This is a genomic window from Halosimplex pelagicum, assembly GCF_013415905.1.
GTDB classification, from domain to species: domain Archaea; phylum Halobacteriota; class Halobacteria; order Halobacteriales; family Haloarculaceae; genus Halosimplex; species Halosimplex pelagicum.
This window is the reverse complement of record NZ_CP058909.1, coordinates 1,015,497-1,038,409: the sequence shown is the minus strand read 5'-3', so window position 1 is coordinate 1,038,409 and position 22,913 is coordinate 1,015,497. Positions and strand designations below refer to the sequence as shown.

Genomic DNA, 22,913 nt, shown 5'->3' with positions numbered 1-22,913 from the left:
CTTACTGCGCGTCCTCGGGTTCGACGACGGTCGTCTCCTCGTCGATACCGTGTTCGATGGCCACCGAGTGACGGGTGTGGCGGGCGTGAATCTTGGCCCAGCGCTCGGCCGCGTGGCGCACGAGGTGCTCCGAGCCCTCCGGACAGCGGCGGCATTCGGCGAACCACGTGGTCACGTCGTCGGGGAAGTGGCCGGTGTGGCGCTTGTGGTCGAGGGCGAACTGCTCGATGGCCTGGTTGCCGACGCCCAGGTCGTCGAGTTCGTAGGACAGGTCCCACTCGCGGTCGCAGCGCGAACAGCTCACTCTCGGCGCGTCGTCCATCTCCGTCGGCGTCGGGCCGCCGTTCGATCGTTCGTCCCCCTCGTTGCTATCGTCTGGCACGACAGCGAGTTCGGCCGCGAGTACCTTGGCTCTGACGGGGTCGGCCTCGCCGGAACCGGGACGCATTTCCCCGTGAGTCCGCCTTCTCCGATATCGTGCGATCGCAGCGGTGTCGAACCCCAGTGCCCGCTCCGCGGCGACGACCGGCGGCGTCCGCGTCGCGAGCGCGACCAGCGGTGCCGCCGGCGCGGCCGCGCTCGCGTTCGTGGGTCCGCCCCGGTCCGGGAGGGTCCGGCCGGTGATCCCGCGCCGGCTCGCGCGCTTCGACGCGCTCGTCGCGACCGCGCTCGTGTGGTTCCTCGGGAAGTTCCTCCGGTACGCCTTCCCGCCGCTGTTCGAGACGATCGGGTCGACCTACGGCGTCTCGCGGACGGTCCTCGGCTCGGCGTTCACGGCGCTGATGCTCGTCTACGCGCTGATGCAGTTCCCGTCGGGGCTGCTCGCCGACCGGGTCGGCTCCGTCCGGGTGATCACCGCGGGCGGGCTCGTCACCGCCGCCGGCGCCGTCGCGCTCGCGGTCGACGCTCCCCTCTGGGTGCTCGTCGGCGCGATGGCCCTGATCGGTGCCGGCACCGGCACGTACAAGACCGTCGGCGTCAGCCTGCTCGCGCGCGCCTACCCCCGCGGGACCGGCCGCGCGCTGGGTGTGTTCGACACGTTCGGGACCTTCGGCGGCGCCGCCGCACCGGCCGCGGTCGTCCTCGCGTCGGCGGCCCCGGGCGTCCTCGGCGCCCCCTGGCGGTCGCTCTTCCTGGTCGCCGGCATCGTCGGGGTCGGCCTCGCCGCGGCGTTCGCCTGGGTGACCCCGCGACGACTCCCGGACGAACCGGCCGCCGCGGCCGCGGCCGACGACGACGACGGAACGGTGCCGCTGAGCGCGTACGTCTCGCTGTTCCGCGACCGTCGGTTCACCCTCTTCGTCGCCGTCACGGTCTGTTTCTCGTTCACCTACAACGGGGCCGTGGCCTTCCTCCCGCTGTATCTCACCGAGGAGACGGCCGTCTCCGCCGCGACCGCGAACCTCCTCTTTAGCGCCCTGTTCCTCGTCAGCCTCGTCCAGCTGGTCACCGGCGAGGCCAGCGACCGGTTCGGGGTCGAGCCCATCCTCGCGCTGACGCTCGCGGTCGCCACCGCCGGGATGGTCGCGGTGCTGGCGTTCTCGGCGACCGGGGGCGCCCTCGTCCTCGGCGGCGCGGTCGTCCTCCTCGGCCTGGGCGCCCACGGCTACCGCCCCGTCCGGGGCGCCTACATGATGGAGGTCACGCCCGAGTCGGTCGCCGGCGGCAGCCTCGGCGTCGTCAGGACGCTGCTGATGGTCGCCGGCGCCGTCTCGCCCGCCGTCGTCGGCTTCCTCTCCGAGACCGCCGGCTTCACCGTCGCGTTCCAGCTGCTCGCGGCCGCGCTCGTCGCCGCGACGGCGCTGACGCTCGTGCTGTGGGCGACTGACTCCGAGTGAGCCCTTCCCCTACGCGGGGTCCCAGTCGAAGCCGGTCCCGACGGCCGACACGCCGCCGTCGACCCGCAGGTTCGTCCCGGTGACGAACGATGCTTCGTCGGACGCCAGAAAGAGCACCGCGTCCGCGATCTCCCGTGGGTCGGCCGCCCGTTTGAGGACCCCCGGGCCGTCCGCGCTCGGCGTCGTCTGCTCCTCGCGGTACTCGCGGGCCTCCTCGGGGTCGTCGGGCAGGTGGTACTCGGTGACGACGTAGCCCGGCGAGACGGCGTTGACCCGCACGCCGTCGGGTGCGTGGTCGCAGGCCATGTCCTTCGTCATCGCGACGACGGCACCCTTCGTCGAGTCGTACTGCGCCCAATCGGGTCGGGCGACCTCAGCACCCATCGACGCGACGTTGACGACCGAGCCGTTGCCCTCGGTCGCGCCGCTCTCGGTTCCGCCCTCCTCGTCCCCGCCCCCGGTCATCAGCGGGATCAGATGTTTCGTGCAGAAGGCGACGCCCTTCTGATTCACGGCGATGATCCGGTCCCAGCTCTCCTCGTCGGCCTCGGTGACCGGCTTCGGATCGACGCGTATCCCGGCGTTGTTGACCAGGATGTCGACCTCGCCGAACCGCTCGGCGACCGTCTCGGCCATCGCTTCGACCGCGCTCTCGTCGCCCACGTCGCACTCGACGGCCAGCGTCTCCCGGCCGGTGTCCGCGGCGATCGCCTCGGCGGTCGTTTCGGCCTGCTCGCCCAGCACGTCGGCGACGACCACGTCCGCGCCTTCCTCGGCCAGCCGCCGGGCCGTCGCCTCGCCGATGCCGCGGGCGCCGCCAGTGACGACGGCGACGCTGTCGGCCACGCGTCCTGTCATGGCTCGGCGTTCGACCATCGCGGGCTTGTAGCTGTCGGCGGCCGCTACGAATACTCGCTCACGCAGAACCCGTTACCCTCGGGGTCTTCCAGCACCGCCCAGGTCGCCGTGAACGTCTCGTGAGCCTCGGTCTTCGTCTCGCGGACGGACGCCCCCAGATCCACAAGTCGGTCGACGGCCCCCTCCCGGTCGTCCGCCGAGAGGTCGAGGTGGATCGGGAGGTCGCGCTCGGTCCCCTTCGGCGCTTCCCTGAACAGGAGGTCCGGAGCGTCCCCGGTCGGGTCGACGATCGCCGTGTCGTCGACCGACGGTGGGAGGTCGCGGCGCTCGCCGTCCAGCGCCGCCTCCCAGAACGCCGCGAGTTCGTCCGGCTCCTCACAAGCGAAGGTAATAGATTCGACTTCTAACATACACGCCGCGCATCACGCGGGGCCGGGAAAGAGCCCGCAGATAGCGGAAAGTGTTGGCGAGGGTGAACGGAGTCGGCAGTCGAAACGCGCGGCCGACGCTCAGGCGAGGAAGACGTGGCGCGGCCGGTCGGCGAGCACCTCGCGACCCCACTGGACGGTGTCGCGGAACTCCTCGGAGCGGAAGAAAGCCATCGCGTCCTCCTTCGCGTCCCAGCGGCTGGCGATGAACATGTCGGCATCGTCCTCGCGGTTGGCCAGCAGTGCCGTCTCGCGGTGGCCGTCCATCTCGGCGAGCAGTTCGCCGACGGTCCCGAACGTGTCGACGAACTCCTCGCGGTAGTCGGGCTTGACCGTGTAGAACATCCCCATCGTGCCGAAGCCCTCGCGGTCCTGCGGGCGGCCGACGACCCCCGGCAGGTCCGTGAGGAAGTCGGCCGCGGTGTCGGCCGCGCTCTCGGTGTCCCAGAGACTAACGACGGCGGTCGTGTCCGAGTCCTCGGCCACGTCGCCGTAGACGGCCGTCTTGACGTGGGTGTCGTAACGGTCGAAGCCGTCGCGCAGGTCCGACACCTCCGCGTCGAGCGTCTCGGGATCGGCCTCGGAGTAGAGGACCAGTGCGTACACGTCCTCGCCGTGGGGCTGGCCGGCGTAGACGCCCTCGTCGGCCAGTTCCGCGCGGATGTCCGCCGCCGTCGTGTCGTCGCTCGCCCGCGTCTCCGCGTCGTCGGCCTCGTCGCCGCCGGTCGGCTGGTCGGCGCTCTCACCGCTGTCGGCCTCGCCGGCGTCGCCGAGCGGGCCGCGGGCGCTCCGGGTCACCCCGTCGATGTCGGTCAGGAAGCCGATGGCGGTGTCGGCGGCGCCCTCGTTGTCCCAGACGCTGACGATAGCCGTCTGGCCCTGGTTGGCGCGGACGCTCGTCAGGACGTGGGTGTCGTAGTGGTCGAAGTTGCTCCGCAGCCCGTCGACCTCGTCGACGATCGCCTCGGCGTCGGCGTCGGCGTAACAGACCAGCGCGTAGTCGCCCGCGCCGTACTCCTCGGGGTAGACGCCGAAGTTCGCGAGCGTCTGTGCGGCCTCGTCGGCGTCGAGTTCCGCGGCGTCCACGTCCTTCTGGACCGCCGCGGGACGCCCACCGCCCGCGTCGCTCTCGCTCGACTCGCTGACCGCCTCCGTCTCGCCGTCGTCGGCACCCCCGGCGTGACTCTCTGCGGGCGGGTCGGCCGATTCGCCGTCGCTGCGGGCACCGTGGTCGCCGTTGGCGTGGGCACCGCCCCCGGCGTTGCCGTCGTGGCCGGCACCCGACGCGCTGGCGTGGGCCGCCCGTTCGCCCGCCGACGCCTCGCTCGCGCCGCCGTCGTCGGTCGGTACCGACTCGCCGGCGAGGTAGGCGTCGAGATCCGCCGGCGGGAACTTCCGGCCGACGTAGAAGGGGCCGAAGTCGGCGAACTTCGAGGAGGAGGGGTCGAAGCGCATCTCGTAGAGCAGCTCCTTCACGTCGGTCACGTCGTCGGCCCACAGGGTGACGCCCCACTCCCAGTCGTCCATGCCGACCGACCCGGTGATCATCTGGGAGACCCGACCCGCGTAGTCGCGGCCGATGTCGCCGTGGCTCTCCATGTGCTCGGCGCGCTCCTCGAAGGGCAGGTCGTACCAGTTCTGCTGGGGCTGCCGGCGCTTGGACATCGGGTAGAAGGAGACGTGCTCGCTGTCGGGGATCTCGGGGTGGAGCCGCGACTGGATGTACTGCGCGAGCCCGGAGTCGTCGTCGACCTCGCCCTCGAAGTACTCGCGGGCGCGCTCGGAGTAGCCCGACGCCTCGGTGACCGAGACGTACGAGGAGGACTGTTCGGTGAACTGCGCGAACTCGGTGCGCTCGAAGCGCCGTTCGAGCCGTTCGACCTCCGCCAGGGTCGGCCGGAGGTGGACGACCATGAGGTCGGCCTTGTGCCCGACGACCGCGTAGAGGGCGGAGTCGCCCGCCTCGGCGTCGGCGACGCTCTCGGCCGACCCGAGAAAGTCGACGGCCTCGTCCAGCGCCCGTTCGCGGACGCGCTCGGGGGCGTCGCGCCAGGCCTCCCAGTCGACCGTCCTGAGGTCGTGGAAGGCGTACCAGCCTTCCTCCGTCTGCGGCGGCTCGCGTCTGACCATACCGGAAGTTAGCGATCGCAGTTTAGGAAACTTGTTGTTCCCGCCCGCGACGAGCGGTTCGGGGGCGCGGTCCGTGTCCCGTTACGGGAGTCGGCCCGGTCCCGCTCAGTTGAGCAGCTGCGGCCCGAACAGCATGAGGAACAGGCCGGCGATCATCAGCAGACTGATCGAGGCGGTGACGGCAGTGGTCGCGCGGCGGCCGTCCTCGACGGGGAGGCGGGCGACCAGCGACTCGGCCGACGCCCGGAGGATGTGCCCGCCGTCGAGCGGGAAGGTCGGCACGCAGTTGAACACGCCGAGGTTGAGGTTCACCCACGCCGTCCAGAACAGGACGTTCGCGACCATGAACACGCTGCCGCCGAGCGGTTCGAGCGGCCCGGTCACCGTGTAGAAGGTCGTCACGTCGGGGACGAACCCGGCGAAGTTGTAGCCGAAGCCCAGCCCGAGCGTGCTCAGGAACGGCAGCAGGAGCACGACGAACATCTGCTGGAGGAACTGCCCGGAGAACAGCCCGCCCCAGTCACCGCTGAACCCGCCGAGGTAGGCGAGGAACTGCGCCGCGGGGTAGACGTCGATGCCGGCGTCGGTCACCGCGATGCCGCTGAAGCCCTGCTGGGTGCGGAGCCCGAGCGCGTCGCCCGGACCGTCCCAGCCCGCGGTGACGCTGTAGGTGTCGGTCTCGCCGCCCACGGAGGCGCGCACTTCGACGGTCTGGCCCGCTTCGAGGCCGCCGACCGCGGCGCCGTACGCGGAGGCGTTGGGCGTGCGCTCGCCCGCAACGGAACGGACGATCACGTCGGTCCCGTCGGCCGGGACCGAGGCGTTAGCCAGCGGACCGTTCTCGACGGCCAGCCCGTAGGCGCCGACGGGGAAAGTCGCGGTCCCGCGGTTGGTCTCGATCGTGGCCGTCTCGCGGCCGGCCATCGCCTCGGCGAAGCCGCCCTCGGTGTAGACGGCCGTGCCGTTGACCGCCTCGACGATCGTCGCGTTGTCCTGGTTCGGGCCGATGCCGTCGGTGACCGACGGCACCGACCGGACGAGGGCGAGCTTCCGTTCGAGCGTGGTCGTCTCACCGCCCTTCAGCGTGAGCTCGACCGAGCGCTCCTCGATCCCCGCGAGCCGGTCCTCGAACTCCGAGACGTTCGCGATCGACTGGTTCTCGACCTCGGTGACCAGGTCACCGTACTCCAGGCCGGCCTCGTCGGCGGCCGACCCGGCGGCGGCGTTGCCGACCGGGACGCCCGCCGCCACCGAGATAGCGCCCGAAATCGGGCCGAAGAGGAGCAGGAAGCCGACGAAGGCGATGAGGAAGTTGTTGGTCACGCCGGCGGCGAACATCCGGGTCTGGGCTCCCCGGTTCGCGCGGAGGCGGCTCTCCTCGTCGGGTTCGACGAACGCGCCGACCGGGATAAACGAGAAGAAGGCCAGCCCCATCGAGTCGATGTCGATGTCCTCGACGCGACAGAGCAGGCCGTGGCCGCCCTCGTGGACGACCAGTCCGATGAGCAGGCCGAGGACGATCTCGGGGGCGGCGGCGGGCGGGAGGAAGTCGTTGACCCCCGGGATGACCAGCACGTTCTGGGGGTTCTGGACGGGCTGGGCCTCGGGCTGTTGCATGGCCTGCCAGCCGGCGTTGAAGACGGCGACGAACATGCCGACCATCGTCACCAGCGCCATCCCGACGCCGAAGTTCCCCCAGGCGCGCCAGATCCGCTTGGGCTTGGCGAGCCACGTGAGGAACTGCCGACCCCGGAGCGTGTGCAGCGTCAGGATCGGGCCGGAGACGCGGACCGAGTCGGGGAGCTTGCCCCTCGCCTGCAGCGCCATCGTCCCCGCGGTGAAGACGACGATCGCGGCGAGCACCCAGTACAGCGGGCTTACCATTACCCGATTGCAGGGGCCTCCCCGTCAAGAGGGTTTGGTTACCATCTTTTTCCCGGAGGGGTGGGCGCGGTTTGCCCACCCCTCCGGGAAAAAGATGGGTGAAAAAGGCCGCCTCCGCGGGGCTTCGCCCCGCTCCGGCGGTCGAACCGCGCGCCGCGGGCGCGCGGATGCTCAGTACAGACGGTGGCTGTTGCATTTGGGTGTCGCGGTGCGGTCGGCGCGTGCTGTCGAGCGTGCCCGCCTTTTGGCGGGCCGCTCGAAATAGTCGCGCGAGGGATTCGCGACGCTCGTGTCGCGAATCGGCTGGGGAGGCTCGTGGCTGTCTGCGGTTGCTGTGCGGGGGCGGTGCTGTCCTGGTGGACTGAAAGGGCGAGGCGCGCTCGCGTCCACTTTAGTCGCCTGAGCGGGCACTATCCGCGCGGCCGGTGCCGAGAGCGCGGATATCCCGCCTCAGCGACCGCGAGCGGGGCGAGGGCTTTCATCGCTTGCTGTCGAGTGCGGTCACTGTGGTCCGCGTTTCTTTCACGAGACAATTTCTTGGGACTCGCGCTCAACAAGCATAAGCACGGAACACCGCCGGGCCTCGGGAAACTGACGCCCAGGCTACCGCTCCCGTCGCAACCGCCCCACCACGAACTCCCGGTCCAGATCGCCGAGGAAATAGCCCAGCTGGGGGCCCTCGTCCTCGTCGAAGAAGAGGCGGTAGCCGACGCCGAAGAAGTCGCCGATTTCGATGTCGTGGCGCTTGGCCGCCTCGTAGATCTCGCCCTGGATGGCCTCGCCATCGGCACCCTCGGCGACGAAGTCGGCCAGGTCGTCCAGCGCGGCGGCGGTCGCCTCGTCGACGGACACCTCGGGCAGTTCCGAGCGGGAGACGGTGTAGTTGTACTCGTTGTCGGTGCGGTCGGCCCACTCGCTGGCGAGCGCGACGCGGCCGAACGCGTCCTCGACCGCCCACTCGGGGTCGCCGTCGGCGACGTGGCCCTCCTTGCGCGCGGTCGCCGCGCGGGCGTCCTCGTCGTCGAACATCCCCAGCACCGCCGCGAAGGTGTAGGGGAGGCGAACCCGCTCGGCGAACTCGCCGTCGACGAACTCGCGGCGGCGGCGGCGGTCCTCGGGGTCGTTGTGGTCGAAGTCGGCGGCCACCGACGCCGCCTCGCTCTCGTCGCTCACGTCGAACACGTCGCTCGCGGCCAGCGCCGCGGGCGGCACGTCCGAAAGCGAGCTCAGGAACGGATACACGCGTTCGGCGCGCCGTTCCTCCCGCTCGGTCCCGCTCTCCTCGCCGTAGTAGAGCCGCTCGACGCGGTCGAACTCGTCGACGAGCTGGTCGAGCCGCTCGACGCTGAAGTCCCGTGCCTTGTTCGGATCCTTGGCGAAGAAGTACCGCAGGACCTCCGGTTCGAGCGTCTCCAGCACATCGTGGACGAGGACGATGTTGCCCTCCGAGGAGGAGAAGGGCTCGCCGTCGAGGGTGAACCACTCGTAGACCATCGGTTCCGGCGGTTCGATGTCGAGGACGTTCTCGGCGATATCGACGCCGGAGGGCCACGACCCCTCGGCGTGGTCCTTGCCGAACGGCTCGAAGTCGACGCCCAGCACCTGCCACTGGGCTGGCCACTCGAAGCGCCAGGGGAGTTTCCCCTCGCGGAACGTGGCGGTTCCCTCGTGGCCGCAGCCCTCGATGGTCCGGTTGCCCGCCTCGATGTCGGTACAGCGGTACTCGACCTCGCGGGCGTCGACATCGACCGCGGTGACCGTCTCGGTCACCTTCCCGCACTCCGAACAGAAGGGGTTGAACGGGACGTAGTCCTCGTCGACCTTGTCCTGGTACTCCGAGAGCACCTCCCGGGCCCGCTCGCGATTTTCGAGGACGTGCTCGACCACGTCGTCCATGCGGCCCGACTCGTACAGGTCGGTGGTCGAGACCACATCGATGGGGGCGTCGAGCAGCTCGGCGGACTCGGCGATCAGCGTCGAGAAGTGCTCGCCGTAGGAGTCACAGCAGCCGAAGGGGTCGGGGATCTCCGTGTACGCGTGCCCGAGGTTCTTGCCGAGGGCGCCGGCGTTCACGTCGCCCAGGTCGACGATCTTCCCGTCGAGGTCGGCGAGCTTGCGGGGGAGCTTGCGGAGTGGGTCGCGGTCGTCCGTGGTGAACACCTGGCGGACCTCCCAGCCCCGTTCGCGCAGCACCTCGGCGACGAAGTAGCCGCGCATGATCTCGTTGACGTTGCCCAGATGGGGCACGCCGGAGGGTGAGATGCCGCCCTTGACCACGATCGGCTCCTCGGGGTCGCGGGCCTCGACGGCGTCGGCGACCTCGTCGGCCCAGAAGGCGTAGCGGCTCTCGCCGTCGGTCTCGTCGCTTCGGGTGTCGTCGGCCGTCTCGGTCGCGCCGGGCGCGTCGGTCTCGTCGGCTCCGGTGGTGGCGCTCGGGCCGTCGGTACCGGCGTCGTCGCCGGTCTCGCTCATCGGTCGCTCCACTCGGCGGGCGCCGCGCCGACGCCCTCGGGGACTACGTCGGTGCCGTCGTGGTCGCCGGTGCGGATCGCCCGCTCGACGGCCGCGGGGTCGGTCCCGTCGAGGACGACGGTCCGGATACCCGACCGCTGGACGATCTTCGCCGCGAGGAGGTCGACGGGGGCGTTGCTCCCGGCGTCCATCTCCAGGTCGGCGATCAGCCCGACGAGTTCGTCGGCGGTGATCTCCGAGAACTTCGCGGCGTCGGGGTCCTCGCTCGGGTCGGCGTCGTAGACGCCGTCGACGCTGGTAGCGTAGACGAGCAGGTCGGCGTTGACGTACTCGGCGAAGGCGGCGCTGACGGCGTCGGTGGTCTGGCCGGCGACGGTCCCCCCCATCACCGGGATGTCACCGCGGCGGATGGCCTCGCGCCCGGTCTCGTAGCTCTCGGGCGGCGTCGGGGCGGCCCGCTCGTCGAGGGCGGCGATGAGCAGGCGGCCGTTGAGCCGCGTCACCTCGATCCCCAGTTGATCCAGTTCGATCTCGTTGGCGCCCAGCTCGCGCGCGGCCCCGATGTACTCCCGGGCCGTCGGGCCGCCGCCGACGACGGTCCCGAGCGTGTACCCGTCGGCGTCGAGCGATTCGACCGCGTCGGCGTAGGCCCGCACCCGCTCCGGACCCACCGACGGAACGAGGACGCTCCCGCCGATAGAGACGACTGTTTTCATTGGGACGGCGTAGCCACGATGCCGTCTTAAGGGTTGTCAAGCCGCGACGCCCGCGCTGTGGTGCCGACGCCCCTGTGACCCCATCGACCGGCGCTGGCCGCCCCAGACGCCCGCGAGGTCGCTCGTACCCCCGGACGACCCCAAACCCGGCAACTATTTCCTCAATATCGGGTTGAATCGGCGTTTCACGTCCGTTCACGCGGCGGCCGTGCGACCCGGTCGCAAAATCGTTTCGAAGCCTTAGATCCAATTATAAAACGTCCCGAGCTCTAAGAAAACGTTGTAAAAAATCGCGAATCATTCGTTTCACCCCGTTCGTCTGTGAAACGACACGAAGCCACCCGAAGCTTCCTCCGTTTATATGGGCTTACCGGCCACAGAGAGAAACGAGGTGTCAACATGAGCTCGATACTCCAGCCCTCCAACGACGACGCGCCGTCGAAAGAACAGCGACTCAAGGCGTATCTGCGCCAGAAGGCCGAGGACGGCGAAATGTACTTCAAGAGCAAGTTCATCGCCGACGAGGTCGGCCTGTCGCCCAAAGAGATCGGCGCGCTCATGGTGAAGATCCGCGACTCGGCCACCGAACTCGAGGTCGAGAAGTGGTCCTACACGAGCGCGACCACGTGGCGCGTCGAAGTCGCCTGACGACCGAGCTTCACCGCACACCCACGCTCCGACCCCGGAGACCCCACCCACACCCCCGGACGGCGACCCCGTCCGCACCCCACCACACGCACCGACTTCCGAACACCGAACACCACACCATCCGTTCACCGCAGCCCTGTCCCTGACGGGGCGCCCGAGCGCGGGCGTTCCGACCCGCTTCCTCTCGCGCGCTACCGACGTAGCGACGCGGCCGGCGTCGGCTAGTCCGTGACCCAGCCGCCGACTCCGACGGACCGGTCGGTCGCCGGCGGTGTCCCGGGATTTATACTCGGGAGGATCCAACCGACGGTCGATGGACGAGCGTCGCACGCCGGCGGAGGGGCCGCCGGTCGAAGACGTCGAGTCGGTCTTCCAGGTCGCCGACGCGCGCGTCGACGACGGGACGGTCTACTACCTGGGCACGCCGCTGGCGTCCGCCGAGGTCCTGGAGCGCGAGCTGTGGGGCCTGTTCCGCGAGGCGGGCTACGACGTGTCGCTGACGACCCGCGCCCAGTCCTCGGGCCCGTTCGACGAGCGGCCGGCCGTCGAGGACCGCTTCGGGCCGACCCGGCCGCAGTACGTCCTCGTCGCCGAACCCCGCTCGCCCCACATCGACGGGATCCCGTGGACGAACCTCGTCTTCTTCGTCCTGACGGTGCTGTCGACGCTGTACGTCGGGTCGATCTGGTACTACGTCGAGCTCGATAGCCCGCTGGCCCTGCTGGAGGCGTGGCCGTTCACCGCGGCGATCCTCGGCGTGCTGGCGGTCCACGAGTTCGGCCACTACGTCATGATCCGCTATCACGACGTGGACGCGAGTCTCCCCTACTTCATCCCGTTCCCCTCGCTCATCGGGACGATGGGCGCGGTCATCCGCATGCGCGGGCGCATCCCCGACCGGAAGGCGCTGTTCGACATCGGCGTCTCCGGCCCGCTGGCGGGCCTGGTCGCGACCGTCGTCGTGACCGTGATCGGGCTGTTCCTGGACCCGATCACCGTCCCCGAGCGCGTCGCGACCGGTGGCGGTGGCGCGATCCGCTTCAACGACCCGCTCTTACTGGTGATCCTCGCGGAGCTGACCGGCCAACCCCTGTCGTATCCGGACCCGCGGCTGGCGGCCAACCCCGTCATCTTCGGCGGCTGGGTCGGCATGTTCGTCACCTTCCTGAACCTCCTGCCGGTGGGCCAGTTCGACGGCGGCCACATCGTCCGCGCGATCCTCGGCCCCCGCCAGGAGACCGTCGCCGCCGCGGTCCCGGCGGCGCTGTTCGGCCTCGCGGGCTACCTCTATCTCGCACAGGAGGCGACGAACGCGGTCGTCCTCTGGGTCGTCTGGGGCGTCATCGCCGCCGGACTGGCCTACGCCGGCCCCGCGACGCCGATCCGCGACGACCCGATCGGACCCCGCCGCCGGGCGCTGGGCGCGCTGACGCTCGTGCTCGGCCTGCTCTGTTTCACGCCCGTCCCATTCGAGATCCTGGCGGCCTGAGCCGTTCGGTCTCCGGTCGTCACGGGAACTGTCGAAAGTAGCAGTTTCAGTGCGTGTATCCGCGGTCCGGCAGCGACTCGCCGTCCAGCGTGACGCGGTTCTCCGAGGCGCTCCGCCCCTCGCGCTCGACGGCCGTGCCGATTCTGGTGAACTCGACCGACAGGTCCGCGCGGACGGCCGATAGAGCCTCCTCGGGGACCGTACAGACGAGCTCGAAGTCCTCGCCGAAGAAGGCGCCCAGCTCCAGCCGGTCGTCGGCGTCGTCGGCCACCTCGTCGACGACGGGGTCGACCGGCAGCGGCGACTCGACGGCGAACCCGCAGCCGCTCGCCTCGGCGAGCTGGTGGAGCGAGCGGGCCAGCCCGTCGCTGGAGTCCATCATCGCGGTCGCCCGGCCGGCGAGCGCGCGCCCGGCGGCCACCCGGGGTTCGAAGCGAAAGAGGGCGTTCGCCCGTTCAACGTCGGCGGGATCACCGCGTTCGAACAGCCGAAGGGCGGCCCCGCTGCGCCCGAGCGTGCCGGTGACGCAGACCGCGTCGCCGACTTGGGCACCGGACCGCGGGACGGGGTCGTCGGTGTCGCCCAGCGCGGTGGTGGCGACGGTGAACTCGTCGTGGTGGTCGAGGTCGCCGCCGACGTACTCGGCGCCGACGGCCGCACAGACCTCGCTCGCGCCGTCGACGAAGTCGGCGAGTTCGCTCTCGTCGAAGGCGGGAGCCGCGTAGACGGCGACGGCGGCGGTGGCGTCGGCGCCCATCGCGGCCACGTCGGAGAGGGAGGCGCCGACGGCGCGCCAGCCGGCGGTGTAGCGGGTCGTCCCGTCGGGGAAGTCCGTCCGGTCGTGGAGCATGTCGGTGGTGACGACCTGCCCGTCCACGACGGCGGCGTCGTCGCCGGCCGCCGACAGACGGTCGCCGAGCAACCCCAGCGCGGTCCGTTCGTCCATACCCCGGGTTCGCTCGCTCCCGGGAAACCCCCTGCGGTTCGGCCGGGTGTCCGCCGTCGGCGGACCGCTGGGGTCCGCGCGGGTCCGGCGGGTCGGCGGTCGCGTCCGCCGTTGCGCCCACTCCGGAGGGTTCAAGCCGCGGACGCCCTTCGGCCCCGACATGAACGGGGACAGGTGGGCGACGGTCGTCGGTTTCGTCGGCGCTGCGCTGGTCCTCGCGGCGCTCGTGTGGGTCGTCGGTATCGGCGACATCCTCTCGGAGCTCCGCGGGGTCGAGTTGCAGTACCTGCTCGTGATCCTCGGCGTCGCGGTCGTGTGGCTGTTCTTCTGGGGGCTGGCGCTGCGGACGGTGCTGGGCGCGCTCGACGCGCCCCTCTCGGTCGCGATGAGCGGGTTCGTCTTCGCCGGCGCGGTCTTCTCGAACAACGTCACCCCCTTCGGCCAGGCGGGCGGCGAGCCCGTCAGCGGCTACCTCATCTCGCGGGCGACCGACAGCGAGTACGAGACCGGCCTGGCCGCCATCGCCTCCGTCGACGCGCTCCACTTCGTCCCCTCGATCGGCTACGCCATGGTGGGGCTCACCTTCGTCGTCGCCGGCGCCGCGGAGTTCGGCCGCAACCTCGTCTTCGCCACGACCGCCCTGGTCGCCCTCGCGGTCGGTATCCCAGCCGCGGCGTACTTCGGCTGGCAGTACCGCTACGAACTCGAAGCGGCTGTCGTCCGCGCAGTGACGCCGATAATCCGCTTTCTGGGCCGGGTCGTCCCGCGCAAGTCGGCGCCCACCGCCGAGGCGATCGAGCGCCGCATCGAGGGCTTTTTCGGCGCCATCGAACGCGTCGCCACCAGCCGCACGACGATGCTGAAAGCCGTCGGCTTCTCGGCGCTCGGCTGGCTGGCGATGTGTACCTCGCTGTGGCTGTCGGTGTACGCGCTGGGTCACACGATCCCCTTTTCGGCCGTCCTGCTCGTCGTCCCGATGGGCGCGGTCGCCGGGATGACGCCGCTGCCCGGCGGCCTCGGCGGCGTCGACGCCGTGCTGATCGCCCTGCTCGTCTCGACGACCGGAGTCTCCGGCGGCGTCGCCGGCGCGGCCGTCCTCGTCCACCGCGGCGCAACCTACGTCTTCCCGACCGTCGTCGGCGGCGGCGTCGCGTTCGCCCTCGGCGTCGGCGACTGAGACGCTCGATCGCCCCCCGCCACCGGTCGCGTCCCCGACGACCGCCCCTCGCGCTCCCTGTGTCTCCGTCCCGTACCCGTCCGGCGAACGATGCCCTTAAATGAACCGCTCCGGAAGACATCTGCAATGACGACACTCTACGACGTGCCCGCGGAAGACCTCAACGAGGCGGTCGCCGAGCGCCTCGACGAGGAAGACGAGGTACAGGAACCCGACTGGCTCAAGTTCACGAAGACCGGCGTCGGCCGCGAGCTCCCGCCCGAACAGGAGGACTTCTGGCAGATCCGCGCCGCCAGCCTCCTCCGGAAGGTCGCCGTCGACGGCCCCACCGGTGTCGGCGCGCTCCAGACGGCCTACGGCAGCACCAAGCAGGGTTCCAATCGCTACGTGGTCCGCCCGAACCAGACCACCGACGGCAGCGGCAAGATCGTCCGCGTGGCGCTCCAGCAGCTCGAGGAAGCCGGCTACGTCCAGACCGCCGAGGGCGAGGGCCGCCGCATCACCCCCGAGGGCCAGAGCCTCCTCGACGACACCGCCGGCGAGGTCCTCGAAGACCTGGACCGCCCGGAACTCGAACGCTACGCCTGACGGTTCTGCGGGCCGTTCTCCCGATCTCGTCGTTCCGGGTAGTCCGACCGCCGGTTCGACGGCTCCGAAATCGTTTTCCCCGCGACTCGACAAGGGACGCCCATGAGCGGCGAACCGAACGACGAGGAGTTAGAGAAGCTCCGCGAGGAGAAGATGGAGCAACTGCAGGAACAGGGCGGACAGGGCCAGGGCGTCGACGAGGAGGCCATGGAGGCCCAGCGCGAGCAGCGCGAGGCCCACAAGAAGGCCATGCTGCGCAAGCACCTCACCGACGAGGCGCGCAAACGCCTCAACACGGTCAAGATGTCCAAACAGGAGTTCGGCGAGCAGGTCGAACAGCAGGTGCTCGCGCTGGCCCAGAGCGGCCGCATCCAAGGGAAGATCGACGACGAGAAGATGAAGCAACTGCTCAAGGAGCTGCAGCCCGACAAGAAGAGCTTCGACATCCAGCGCCGGTAGATGCCGACGGTCGCCACGCTGTTTTCCGCCGGCAAGGACTCCGCGCTCGCGGCCGCGCTCCTCGACCCGTTCTACGACGTGACGCTGTGTAGCTGCACGTTCGACCTGGGCGGGGTGCCGTCGGTCGCCGAGACCGCCCGCGAGGCCGGCGAGCAGGTGGGGTTTCCGGTAGCGTCCGTCGAGTTGGACGAGTCGGTGGCCCGGGAGGCCGTCGACCGGATGGTCGCCGACGGCTACCCGCGCGAGGGGATCCAGCTGGTCCACGAGCACGCGCTGGAGACGGTGGCGGCCCGCGAGGCGATCGGCGGGACGGCGTTCGCGGCGGTCACCGACGGCACGCGGCGCGACGACCGCGCGCCGGTCATCGAGCGGCCGTTCGCTCAGAGCCTGGAAGACCGCCACGGGATCGACTACCTGCGGCCGCTCGCGGGGTACGGCTGCGGGGCCATCGACGATCTGGCCGAGCGGTTGCTGGACGTGGAGACCGGCCCGAGCGAGGCGATCCCGACCGGCGACTACGAGACGGAACTCAGGGCGCTGATGGCGGCGGAATACGGCGAGGGGACGGTTTCGGAGGTGTTCCCCGAGCACGTCCAGTCGCGGGTGCGGGGCCGTCGGGAGTGAGCGGCGTCCCTCGTGTGCGGACTGGTTCGGCCGGATCGATGCCGCGGGTCTCCCCCGGGTCGACGGGCTCAGTCGTCCCAGCTGACGATGTCGAGCCCGGCGACCGGATCGAAGTCGTCGATATCCTCAGTCACCACCGGCTCGTTGAAGACGAGTCCGATGGCCGCCACCGTCGCGTCCCCGAGGCCGAGCACGGGATCGCTGTCGCTCGTCAGGGACTCTCCCCGGAGCGCTCCCGCGCGCCGGGCGATGTTCTCGTCGATATCGACGATCGGCAGGTTACCGATCAGCTCCTCGTACTTCCGGACGTTCTCGTTCGCGTCGGCGCTGGCACCGACCGAGACGTACAGCTCCGACAGGACCGTGCTCGGGATCCGCTGTGGAACGCCGTTCGACTCGTGGTCGCGGGCCAGCCGGACCGCGCCCGGAACGCCCTGCTGGAGCGCGACGAGGTAGCTCGTATCGAGGATCATTCGAGGTCGAGATCCTCGACCAGCGCCTCCGTCTCCCGGCGGTCGGCGGCTTCGAGTTCGGAGAGTCGCTCGCGGTGGCGCTCGGCCTCGGCGTCGCTCATCCAGCCCGCCCACTCCGCGAGCGACCAGTCGGACGTGAGCCTGTCGATAGCGTCGCTGAACGACTCCTCGGGCCGCTTCTTGTCCGCGATCTTCGCGTAGACGTCCTCGGAGAGCCGGACCTGCTTCGTCCCCATGTGTCAACGTCGTTGACGCCCGAGTATGAATGTGGTGGTCGCTGTGACTCGTCGGCCGACAGAGCGCCCGTCAGGTCGTCCCGGACGGCTCGGTTCCGAGACTGCGCAGCGGCGCTCGCCCCACACGGACAGGTTCAAGCGACCCCTCGCCGAACCAGGGGGTATGTACGAGGGACTGAAGGGGTTCACAGATTTCTACCCCGACGAGATGGCCCCCCTCCGGGAGGTCGTCGACACGATCGAGGACACCGCCCGGGCCTACGGCTTCCGCGAGACGTCGACGCCGGCGCTGGAGCCGGCGGAGATGTGGACCGACAAGAGCGGCGAGGACATCGTCGACGAACTGTACGACTTCAAGGACAAGGGCGGCCGGCACGTCACGCTCACTCCGGAGCTCACGCCGACGGTCGCGCGGATGGTCGTCGCCAAGCAGCAGGCGCTGTCGAAGCCGATCAAGTGGTTCTCGACGCGGCCGTTCTGGCGCTACGAGCAGGTCCAGCAGGGCCGGTTTCGCGAGCTGTACCAGACCAACGCCGACATCTTCGGCTCCTCGGAGCCCGAGGCCGACGCCGAGGTGCTCGCGTTCGCCGCCGACTCGCTGACGAACCTCGGCCTCGACGGCTCGGAGTTCGAGTTCCGCGTCTCCCACCGCGACATCCTCGGGGAGCTGCTGCGGTCGTTCGACGCCGACGTGGACACGACCGAGGCAATTCGGGCGGTCGACAAGCGCGCGAAGGTCGACGAGGGGGAGTATCTGGGCCTCCTCTCCGATGCGGGCCTCTCCTACGACCAGGCGCGGGAGTTCGACGACCTCCTGATGGCCGGCGACGACGATCTGTCGGCACTCACTGAGTTCTCCGACAGCGACGACCTCGCGGCGGCGGTCGAGAACCTCCAGGAGGTGCTCGCGGCCGCGGAGGACTTCGGCGTCCGCGAGTACTGCGACGTGAGCCTGACGACGGCGCGCGGGCTGGATTACTACACCGGCGTCGTCTTCGAGTGTTTCGACGCCTCCGGCGAGGTCTCCCGATCGATCTTCGGCGGCGGCCGCTACGACCACCTCATCGAGGAGTTCGGCGGCCAATCGACCCCGGCGGTCGGCGTCGGCATCGGCGTCATGAACTCGACGCTCCCCCTGCTCCTCCAGACCCACGACGCCTGGCCGGGCGAGGGCATCGCGACCGACTACTACGTCCTGCAGGTCGGTGACGTGCGCGGCGTCGCCTCGCGCATCGCCCGCGAGTTGCGCGAGCGCGGCCACGTCGTCGAGACGGACGTGAGCGACCGGTCGTTCGGCGCGCAGATGAACTACGCCGACTCCATCGACGCCGAGACCGTCGTCATCGTCGGCGAGCGCGACCTGGAGAACGACGAAGTGACCGTCAAGGACATGGAGAGCGGCGACCAGACGAACGTCCCCGTCGACGACTTCCCGGGCGACAGCGAGCGGCCGACCTACGACGACCTGGTCTGATCAGTAGGGAACGGCACGGATCCCGTCGACACGCCTGAACTCGGAGACGTTCCGTGTCACGACTCGCCCGTCGTGTTCGAGCGCCGTCGCGGCGACCATCGCGTCGAGCGCCCCGATCGGCTCACCGCGGTCGTCGAGCGAGCGAAGCAAGTCCGCGCCACGCCGGGCTATCGTCCGGTCGTACGGACGGATATCCACGTCCTGAAGAAGTGTGTCGAACCGCTCTCGTTCGTCGGCACCCAGTCCGCGTTCGACTTCGGTGACACTCACTGTGGAGACGGAGAGTGCACCACCGTCGGCGACGATCTCGTCGAGCTTCGCGACAGCTGCTTCATCACGGTCCATGAGATCGATGAAGAAGCAGGAGTCGAGTATCACGAGTATCGATCCATCTGTTCGTCGGCACTCTCGCGGAACGCTGAGGACTTCTCCCGTACTTCCGCCACTTCGTCCTCGTCCAGCATCCCGACTATCCCGTACAACGAGTGCTCCTCGTCTCCCTTCAGTAGGCGCTCGATGACATCCGAGAAGCTTTCATCCTCCCCTTTGGCCTCTTCCAGCGCTCGATAGATGTCGTCTCGGACACTTATGTTCTTACTGCTCATATCTGTGGATTTGGATCTGTGTATACATAGACTTTCGGCTGAACCACACGATGGCGCTACCTCGTGCGGGAGTCGAAACAGTGATCTGGCTGACGATCGGATCGGTCACCGATGGGCGACGACGAGGGCGGGATCGACTGGCAGCGCGTCGGTCGCGTCGCCACGGAACCCGACGGGTCACTCCACTGGGGTCGCGTCCGGAGCGCCGTCCGCGGCCGTGGGTCGCGTGAGGACGCGGACCTGACCCCACTTTTCGTCCTCGCCGTCGCCTGGACGCTGCTGTCGCCGTTCGCCGCGGCGGCGCTCGGGCCCCGATCGATCGGGGCGGTCCAGCTGGCCAGTTTCGGCGTCCTCGCGCTGCTCGCGCTGACTGCCTGGGCCGCCGACCGCCTCGACGCCTACGATGTGACCGACGACGACGTGGTCATCGGGGAGCTGCGCGCCCGCTACGCCGCCGGCGCGCTCTCGCTCGACGAGTTCGAGCGCCGCGTCGAGCGGGTCGTCGAGGAGGGCCCCGAGGCCGTCGACCCGAGTATCGGCGGCGACGGTGCGGGAGACACCGCGGATCGCGACCCGGTCGCGATCCTCCGGGAGCGCTACGCCCGCGGGGAGATCGACGACGACGAGTACCGCCGCCGGCTGGACGTGCTCGGCGAGGACGTTCCCGACCGCGCCGCGGAGCCCTCCTGACCGCATCGGCCCGAAACCGACAAGGGCCGCTCTCGCGAAGCGTGAGCGATGGCCGAGACGCCGGCGACGCGCGCCTATCGCCTCGCCTACGACGGCCGCCCCTTCCACGGCTTCCAGCGCCAGCCCGACGTGCTCACCGTCGAGGGGTGCGTCTTCGGCGCGCTCCGGGATCTGGACGTGCTGGAGGAGGGAGCGGACAAACCGGAGGGGTACGCCGCCGCCGGCCGCACCGACGCCGGCGTGTCCGCGCGGGCGCAGACGCTCGCGTTCGAGGCGCCCGAGTGGCTCTCGCCGCGGGCGCTCAACAGCGAGTTGCCCGCGTCCGTTCGCGCGTGGGCCAGCGCGGACGTGGATTCGTCGTTTCACGCCACCCACGACGCCGACTCGCGGACGTATCGCTACCACCTGTACGCGCCTCGTGACGAAGGCGCGAGAGCGGTCGACGAAGGACTGATTCGGGACGCGTTCGACCGACTCGCCGGCGAGCACGACTTCCACAACCTCACGCCCGACGACGAGGGGACGGTTCGTGACCTCTCCGCGGCGGTCGAGCGCGACGGCGACTTCCTCGTCGTCGAACTCGAAGCGGGCGGGTTCGCGCGGCAACTGGTCCGGCGCGTCGTCGGACTCGCCGTCGAGATCGGCCGCGGCGAGTCCGAGGTCGAGAAGGTCGACCGCGTGCTCGGTGAGGGGGTCGTGGAGGGACCGGAAGGCGTCGCGCCCGCGGCTCCGTACCCGCTGGTGCTCTGGGACGTGGCCTATCCCGGCGTCGAGTTTTCGGTGGACGAGGACGCTGTCGCGAGCGTCCGCGAGGTCTTCAGCGATCGGTGTGTGGAGTTTTCGACTCGGGGATGGGTTGCCGGTGCGATCCGCGATTCTATCGAGTGAGTAGTGTTCGCCGTCGTTCGCCCGACCCATTCGGTCCTGCGTGTCGAGCGCCCTCGCTCGCAGTCGATTCGACCGCACTCGACGGAGACCGCACTCGACGGAGACCGCACGCGATGAAAGCCCTCGGCGCGCTCGCGGTCGCTGAGGCGGGATATCCGCGCTCTCGGCACCGCCCGCGCGGATAGGGCCCGCTCAGGCGACTACACGAGCGCGAGCGCGCCTCGCCCTTTCAGTCCACCAGGCCCGCACAGCAACCGCCCCGTACAGCACCGCAGACAGCCACGAACCTCCCCAGCCGATTCGCTCGTTCGTTGCACTCACTCCCTCATCCCTCGCGCGGTGTCGTCGCGCGCACGAGAGCGCGCTCCAGCGCGCGCCGGGTGTCCGACTTCCGGGCTCTAAGCATCACGCGACCGGCCCACACGGCGACACAAGACCTTTCGTGGGCGGCCGAAATCGTGGGGTATGACCGAGGAAGTCGAGGAGTGGTGGGAGCTGACGGCCCGCTGGTTCCAGGACGACATCGACCTCGACGTGGGCGTCAACTGGACCGGGATGGGCGTCGACGACGACCTGCGACTCCTGCTGGACGTGGCGGGGAAGGACGTGCTGGAACTCGGTTGCGGGGGCGGACAGTGCTCGGTCGCGCTGGCCGAGCGCGGCGCGAACGTGACCGGCATCGACCTCTCGACGGAGCAACTCGACTTCGCTCGGGATCTGGCCGACGAACGCGACGCCGATGTGGCGTTCCGTCAGGGTGACGTGACCGACCTGGGGGCGTTCGCCGACGATAGCTTCGACGTGGCGTTCAACGCCTACGTCTTCCAGTGGGTCGAGGACCTGACGGCCTGTTTCCGCGAGACCCACCGCGTCCTCCGCCCGGGCGGTCGGTTCGTCTTCTCGATGCCCCACCCCGTCTACGGGCTGGCCGACCCCGAGAGTCACGAGATCGAGGGGAGCTACTTCGAGACGGGCCGGCAGGTCACGCCCCAAGAGGACCTCGATGTCGACATGGTGACCTACCGCCATCGGGTCAGCGACGTACACAACGCGCTCGTGGGGGCAGGGTTTCGAGTCGAGCGGATGCTCGAACCCGGTTCTTCGGATCCCGACGACTACGAGGAGGGGCCCTGGGGCGAGCACAGACCGGAGTTGCTGGCGAAACTGCCGTCGACGCTGGTGTTCGAGGCGCGGGCGGCGTAAGTTACGGACCGGGGACGAAACAAGTTGGTTCCCACCGGGGTTCGAAACGCTCCGGGTGCCAGCTACTTTCCCGTGTAACGGGCGACAGACTGAATTGCACGCAGTATCGGCTGGGAGTTCGGACTTCCACGACTCTGGACACCCTCGAACAGGACTGTTCGAGGGTCGTTACTGTGACCAATCGACCGGCTCAGCAGCTACTTTCTTCCGTTCGAACAGATCTGTCGCCCACTCCCTGATTTCGCTCGCATCGGTCTCCAGCATCACCCTGTATTTGTTTTCAGTCGGCCGTCGTGCCCAGATGATAACAGACTGATCAAGAATGCTCAAATTGAACGGAAACTGTTCGTCGACGATGTGATGATCTACGCTCATTTCGGCGTGTTCCTGTGCGAGTTCCAATCGATCGGCGTTGTTCGTGATCTCTTCGAAAACCTTCGAAGGGTAGATGTACTCCGCTTGGAGTTCCCCTTCGGTCACTTGGTCGTGGAACCCGTGTGGACGAAGGATTCCGATTACGATTTCCCGCAGCGTCTGCGATTCGCCGACCGCCTCCCGGTAGCTAGTCAGGACTGCAAACTCGTTGACCATGTTCTCCGCCACTACGCGAACCTCTCCTCGTCTGACTGCCTGATACAGGTCCTCGATCGGTGGGGTGTTATCGCTGTCCGATGGAATGGCGTGAAGGATCGGACGGAGTTCCTCGACAATCTGCGCCTGTCTGCACAGTTCGATGAACGGTTCGTACACCTTCTCTCCGAGCGGAGTCAGGCGGTGTGTGTCACCGTCCTTCCTGTAGAATCCAAACGAGTTTAGATTCTCACGCTGGTTAGACAGGAAGCTATCGTTGTACTTCCGTTTCATTTCCTCCTGTGAAATCCCGTCGTAGAGGTCTGCGAACAGCTGAATCCGTTGTTCGCTCCCGCCGAACCAACTGAAGATTTCGTTGGCCTTCCTGGCCTTCGACTGGGTCATTTCAAACTCGGTGTCTTCAGCACCCGAGTTTCGGTCATAGTTGGGCATTGCTTCGATTGTCACCCCGGGTCCTATTTTACTCCTAATAGTTCAAGATATAATTATGTACCAT

General features: G+C 69.1%; 24 protein-coding genes. 11 read left to right on the top strand and 13 right to left on the bottom strand.

The genetic code is table 11. The features are described from left to right. Nucleotide 1: 1 nt before the first annotated feature. Nucleotides 2-382 carry a DUF8062 family protein gene (locus tag HZS54_RS05355; protein ID WP_484496839.1) on the bottom strand — a complete coding sequence of 127 codons (381 nt, stop codon included), beginning with the start codon at nt 380-382 and terminating at the stop codon, nt 2-4. Nucleotides 383-620: 238 nt separating this feature from the next. Between HZS54_RS05355 and HZS54_RS05350 the strand changes: the two genes are divergently transcribed. Further along, entirely contained in the window at nt 621-1,838 is a 1,218-nt protein-coding gene (locus HZS54_RS05350; RefSeq protein WP_179922941.1) for an MFS transporter, read from the top strand. Nucleotides 1,839-1,847: 9 nt separating this feature from the next. On the opposite strand, the gene HZS54_RS05345 is transcribed toward HZS54_RS05350, so the two are convergent. From HZS54_RS05345 to pyrH, 6 genes are all read right to left on the bottom strand, one after another. After that, nucleotides 1,848-2,696, bottom strand: a complete 849-nt coding sequence (locus HZS54_RS05345) for an SDR family NAD(P)-dependent oxidoreductase (RefSeq protein ID WP_179920908.1) — start codon at nt 2,694-2,696, stop codon at nt 1,848-1,850. A gap of 44 nt (nt 2,697-2,740) precedes the next feature. Then, complete coding sequence (locus tag HZS54_RS05340; RefSeq protein WP_179920907.1) at nt 2,741-3,106, bottom strand: VOC family protein; 366 nt, start codon at nt 3,104-3,106, stop codon at nt 2,741-2,743. 99 nt (nt 3,107-3,205) lie between these two features. Further along, nucleotides 3,206-5,254: a heme-binding protein gene (locus HZS54_RS05335; RefSeq protein WP_179920906.1), complete on the bottom strand. Its 2,049-nt coding sequence runs from the start codon at nt 5,252-5,254 to the stop codon at nt 3,206-3,208. A 105-nt stretch (nt 5,255-5,359) separates the two neighbouring features. Continuing rightward, entirely contained in the window at nt 5,360-7,138 is a 1,779-nt protein-coding gene (locus tag HZS54_RS05330; RefSeq protein ID WP_179920905.1) for a site-2 protease family protein, read from the bottom strand. Between the two features lie 603 nt (nt 7,139-7,741). Continuing rightward, complete coding sequence (gene lysS, locus HZS54_RS05325; protein WP_179920904.1) at nt 7,742-9,610, bottom strand: lysine--tRNA ligase; 1,869 nt, start codon at nt 9,608-9,610, stop codon at nt 7,742-7,744. After that, nucleotides 9,607-10,326, bottom strand: coding sequence for a UMP kinase (gene pyrH / locus HZS54_RS05320; RefSeq protein ID WP_179920903.1), 720 nt, complete (start codon nt 10,324-10,326; stop codon nt 9,607-9,609). The genes lysS and pyrH overlap by 4 nt, the downstream gene beginning before the upstream one ends. A gap of 399 nt (nt 10,327-10,725) precedes the next feature. Between pyrH and HZS54_RS05315 the strand changes: the two genes are divergently transcribed. Then, complete coding sequence (locus HZS54_RS05315; RefSeq protein WP_179910673.1) at nt 10,726-10,974, top strand: DUF7123 family protein; 249 nt, start codon at nt 10,726-10,728, stop codon at nt 10,972-10,974. 313 nt (nt 10,975-11,287) lie between these two features. Further along, nucleotides 11,288-12,463, top strand: a complete 1,176-nt coding sequence (locus tag HZS54_RS05310; RefSeq protein ID WP_179920902.1) for a site-2 protease family protein — start codon at nt 11,288-11,290, stop codon at nt 12,461-12,463. Nucleotides 12,464-12,509: 46 nt separating this feature from the next. Here HZS54_RS05310 and thiL read toward each other — a convergent pair whose 3' ends face one another. Continuing rightward, nucleotides 12,510-13,409 (bottom strand): thiamine-phosphate kinase, encoded by a 900-nt coding sequence (gene thiL / locus HZS54_RS05305; RefSeq protein ID WP_179920901.1) that lies wholly within the window; start codon nt 13,407-13,409, stop codon nt 12,510-12,512. 160 nt (nt 13,410-13,569) lie between these two features. On the opposite strand from thiL, the gene HZS54_RS05300 reads away from it, so the two are divergent. From HZS54_RS05300 to HZS54_RS05285, 4 genes are all read left to right on the top strand, one after another. Continuing rightward, nucleotides 13,570-14,586 carry a lysylphosphatidylglycerol synthase transmembrane domain-containing protein gene (locus HZS54_RS05300; RefSeq protein ID WP_179920900.1) on the top strand — a complete coding sequence of 339 codons (1,017 nt, stop codon included), beginning with the start codon at nt 13,570-13,572 and terminating at the stop codon, nt 14,584-14,586. A 126-nt stretch (nt 14,587-14,712) separates the two neighbouring features. Then, the gene (locus HZS54_RS05295) at nt 14,713-15,174 is read left to right on the top strand and encodes a 30S ribosomal protein S19e (protein ID WP_179920899.1); all 462 of its coding nucleotides are present in this window, start codon (nt 14,713-14,715) and stop codon (nt 15,172-15,174) included. 102 nt (nt 15,175-15,276) lie between these two features. After that, nucleotides 15,277-15,633 carry a DNA-binding protein gene (locus HZS54_RS05290; RefSeq protein ID WP_179920898.1) on the top strand — a complete coding sequence of 119 codons (357 nt, stop codon included), beginning with the start codon at nt 15,277-15,279 and terminating at the stop codon, nt 15,631-15,633. Beyond that, complete coding sequence (locus HZS54_RS05285) at nt 15,634-16,257, top strand: DUF7411 family protein (RefSeq protein WP_179920897.1); 624 nt, start codon at nt 15,634-15,636, stop codon at nt 16,255-16,257. A 68-nt stretch (nt 16,258-16,325) separates the two neighbouring features. On the opposite strand, the gene HZS54_RS05280 is transcribed toward HZS54_RS05285, so the two are convergent. Then, nucleotides 16,326-16,730, bottom strand: a complete 405-nt coding sequence (locus HZS54_RS05280; RefSeq protein WP_179920896.1) for a PIN domain-containing protein — start codon at nt 16,728-16,730, stop codon at nt 16,326-16,328. Next, the gene (locus HZS54_RS05275; protein ID WP_179920895.1) at nt 16,727-16,966 is read right to left on the bottom strand and encodes an antitoxin VapB family protein; all 240 of its coding nucleotides are present in this window, start codon (nt 16,964-16,966) and stop codon (nt 16,727-16,729) included. The genes HZS54_RS05280 and HZS54_RS05275 overlap by 4 nt, the downstream gene beginning before the upstream one ends. A 163-nt stretch (nt 16,967-17,129) precedes the next feature. Between HZS54_RS05275 and hisS the strand changes: the two genes are divergently transcribed. Continuing rightward, the gene (hisS, locus tag HZS54_RS05270) at nt 17,130-18,440 is read left to right on the top strand and encodes a histidine--tRNA ligase (protein WP_179920894.1); all 1,311 of its coding nucleotides are present in this window, start codon (nt 17,130-17,132) and stop codon (nt 18,438-18,440) included. On the opposite strand, the gene HZS54_RS05265 is transcribed toward hisS, so the two are convergent. Together HZS54_RS05265 and HZS54_RS05260 are read right to left on the bottom strand one after the other, a co-directional pair. Further along, nucleotides 18,441-18,785, bottom strand: a complete 345-nt coding sequence (locus HZS54_RS05265; protein ID WP_179920893.1) for a type II toxin-antitoxin system VapC family toxin — start codon at nt 18,783-18,785, stop codon at nt 18,441-18,443. Between the two features lie 29 nt (nt 18,786-18,814). Next, a complete protein-coding gene (locus HZS54_RS05260; RefSeq protein ID WP_179920892.1) occupies nt 18,815-19,045 on the bottom strand; it encodes an antitoxin VapB family protein in 231 nt (76 codons plus the stop codon). Nucleotides 19,046-19,156: 111 nt separating this feature from the next. On the opposite strand from HZS54_RS05260, the gene HZS54_RS26185 reads away from it, so the two are divergent. The 3 genes from HZS54_RS26185 (at nt 19,157) to HZS54_RS05240 (ending at nt 21,826) form a co-directional block, all read left to right on the top strand. Further along, nucleotides 19,157-19,735 (top strand): SHOCT domain-containing protein, encoded by a 579-nt coding sequence (locus HZS54_RS26185; RefSeq protein WP_246391786.1) that lies wholly within the window; start codon nt 19,157-19,159, stop codon nt 19,733-19,735. 48 nt (nt 19,736-19,783) lie between these two features. Then, on the top strand, nt 19,784-20,623 hold the full coding sequence (gene truA, locus HZS54_RS05245) for a tRNA pseudouridine(38-40) synthase TruA (protein ID WP_179920891.1): 840 nt from the start codon (nt 19,784-19,786) through the stop codon (nt 20,621-20,623). Between the two features lie 465 nt (nt 20,624-21,088). Beyond that, entirely contained in the window at nt 21,089-21,826 is a 738-nt protein-coding gene (locus HZS54_RS05240) for a class I SAM-dependent methyltransferase (protein WP_179920890.1), read from the top strand. A 168-nt stretch (nt 21,827-21,994) separates the two neighbouring features. Here the strand turns inward: HZS54_RS05240 and HZS54_RS05235 are convergent, their stop codons facing one another. Then, on the bottom strand, nt 21,995-22,849 hold the full coding sequence (locus tag HZS54_RS05235) for a transcriptional regulator FilR1 domain-containing protein (RefSeq protein WP_179920889.1): 855 nt from the start codon (nt 22,847-22,849) through the stop codon (nt 21,995-21,997). Between the last annotated feature and the right edge of the window lie 64 nt (nt 22,850-22,913).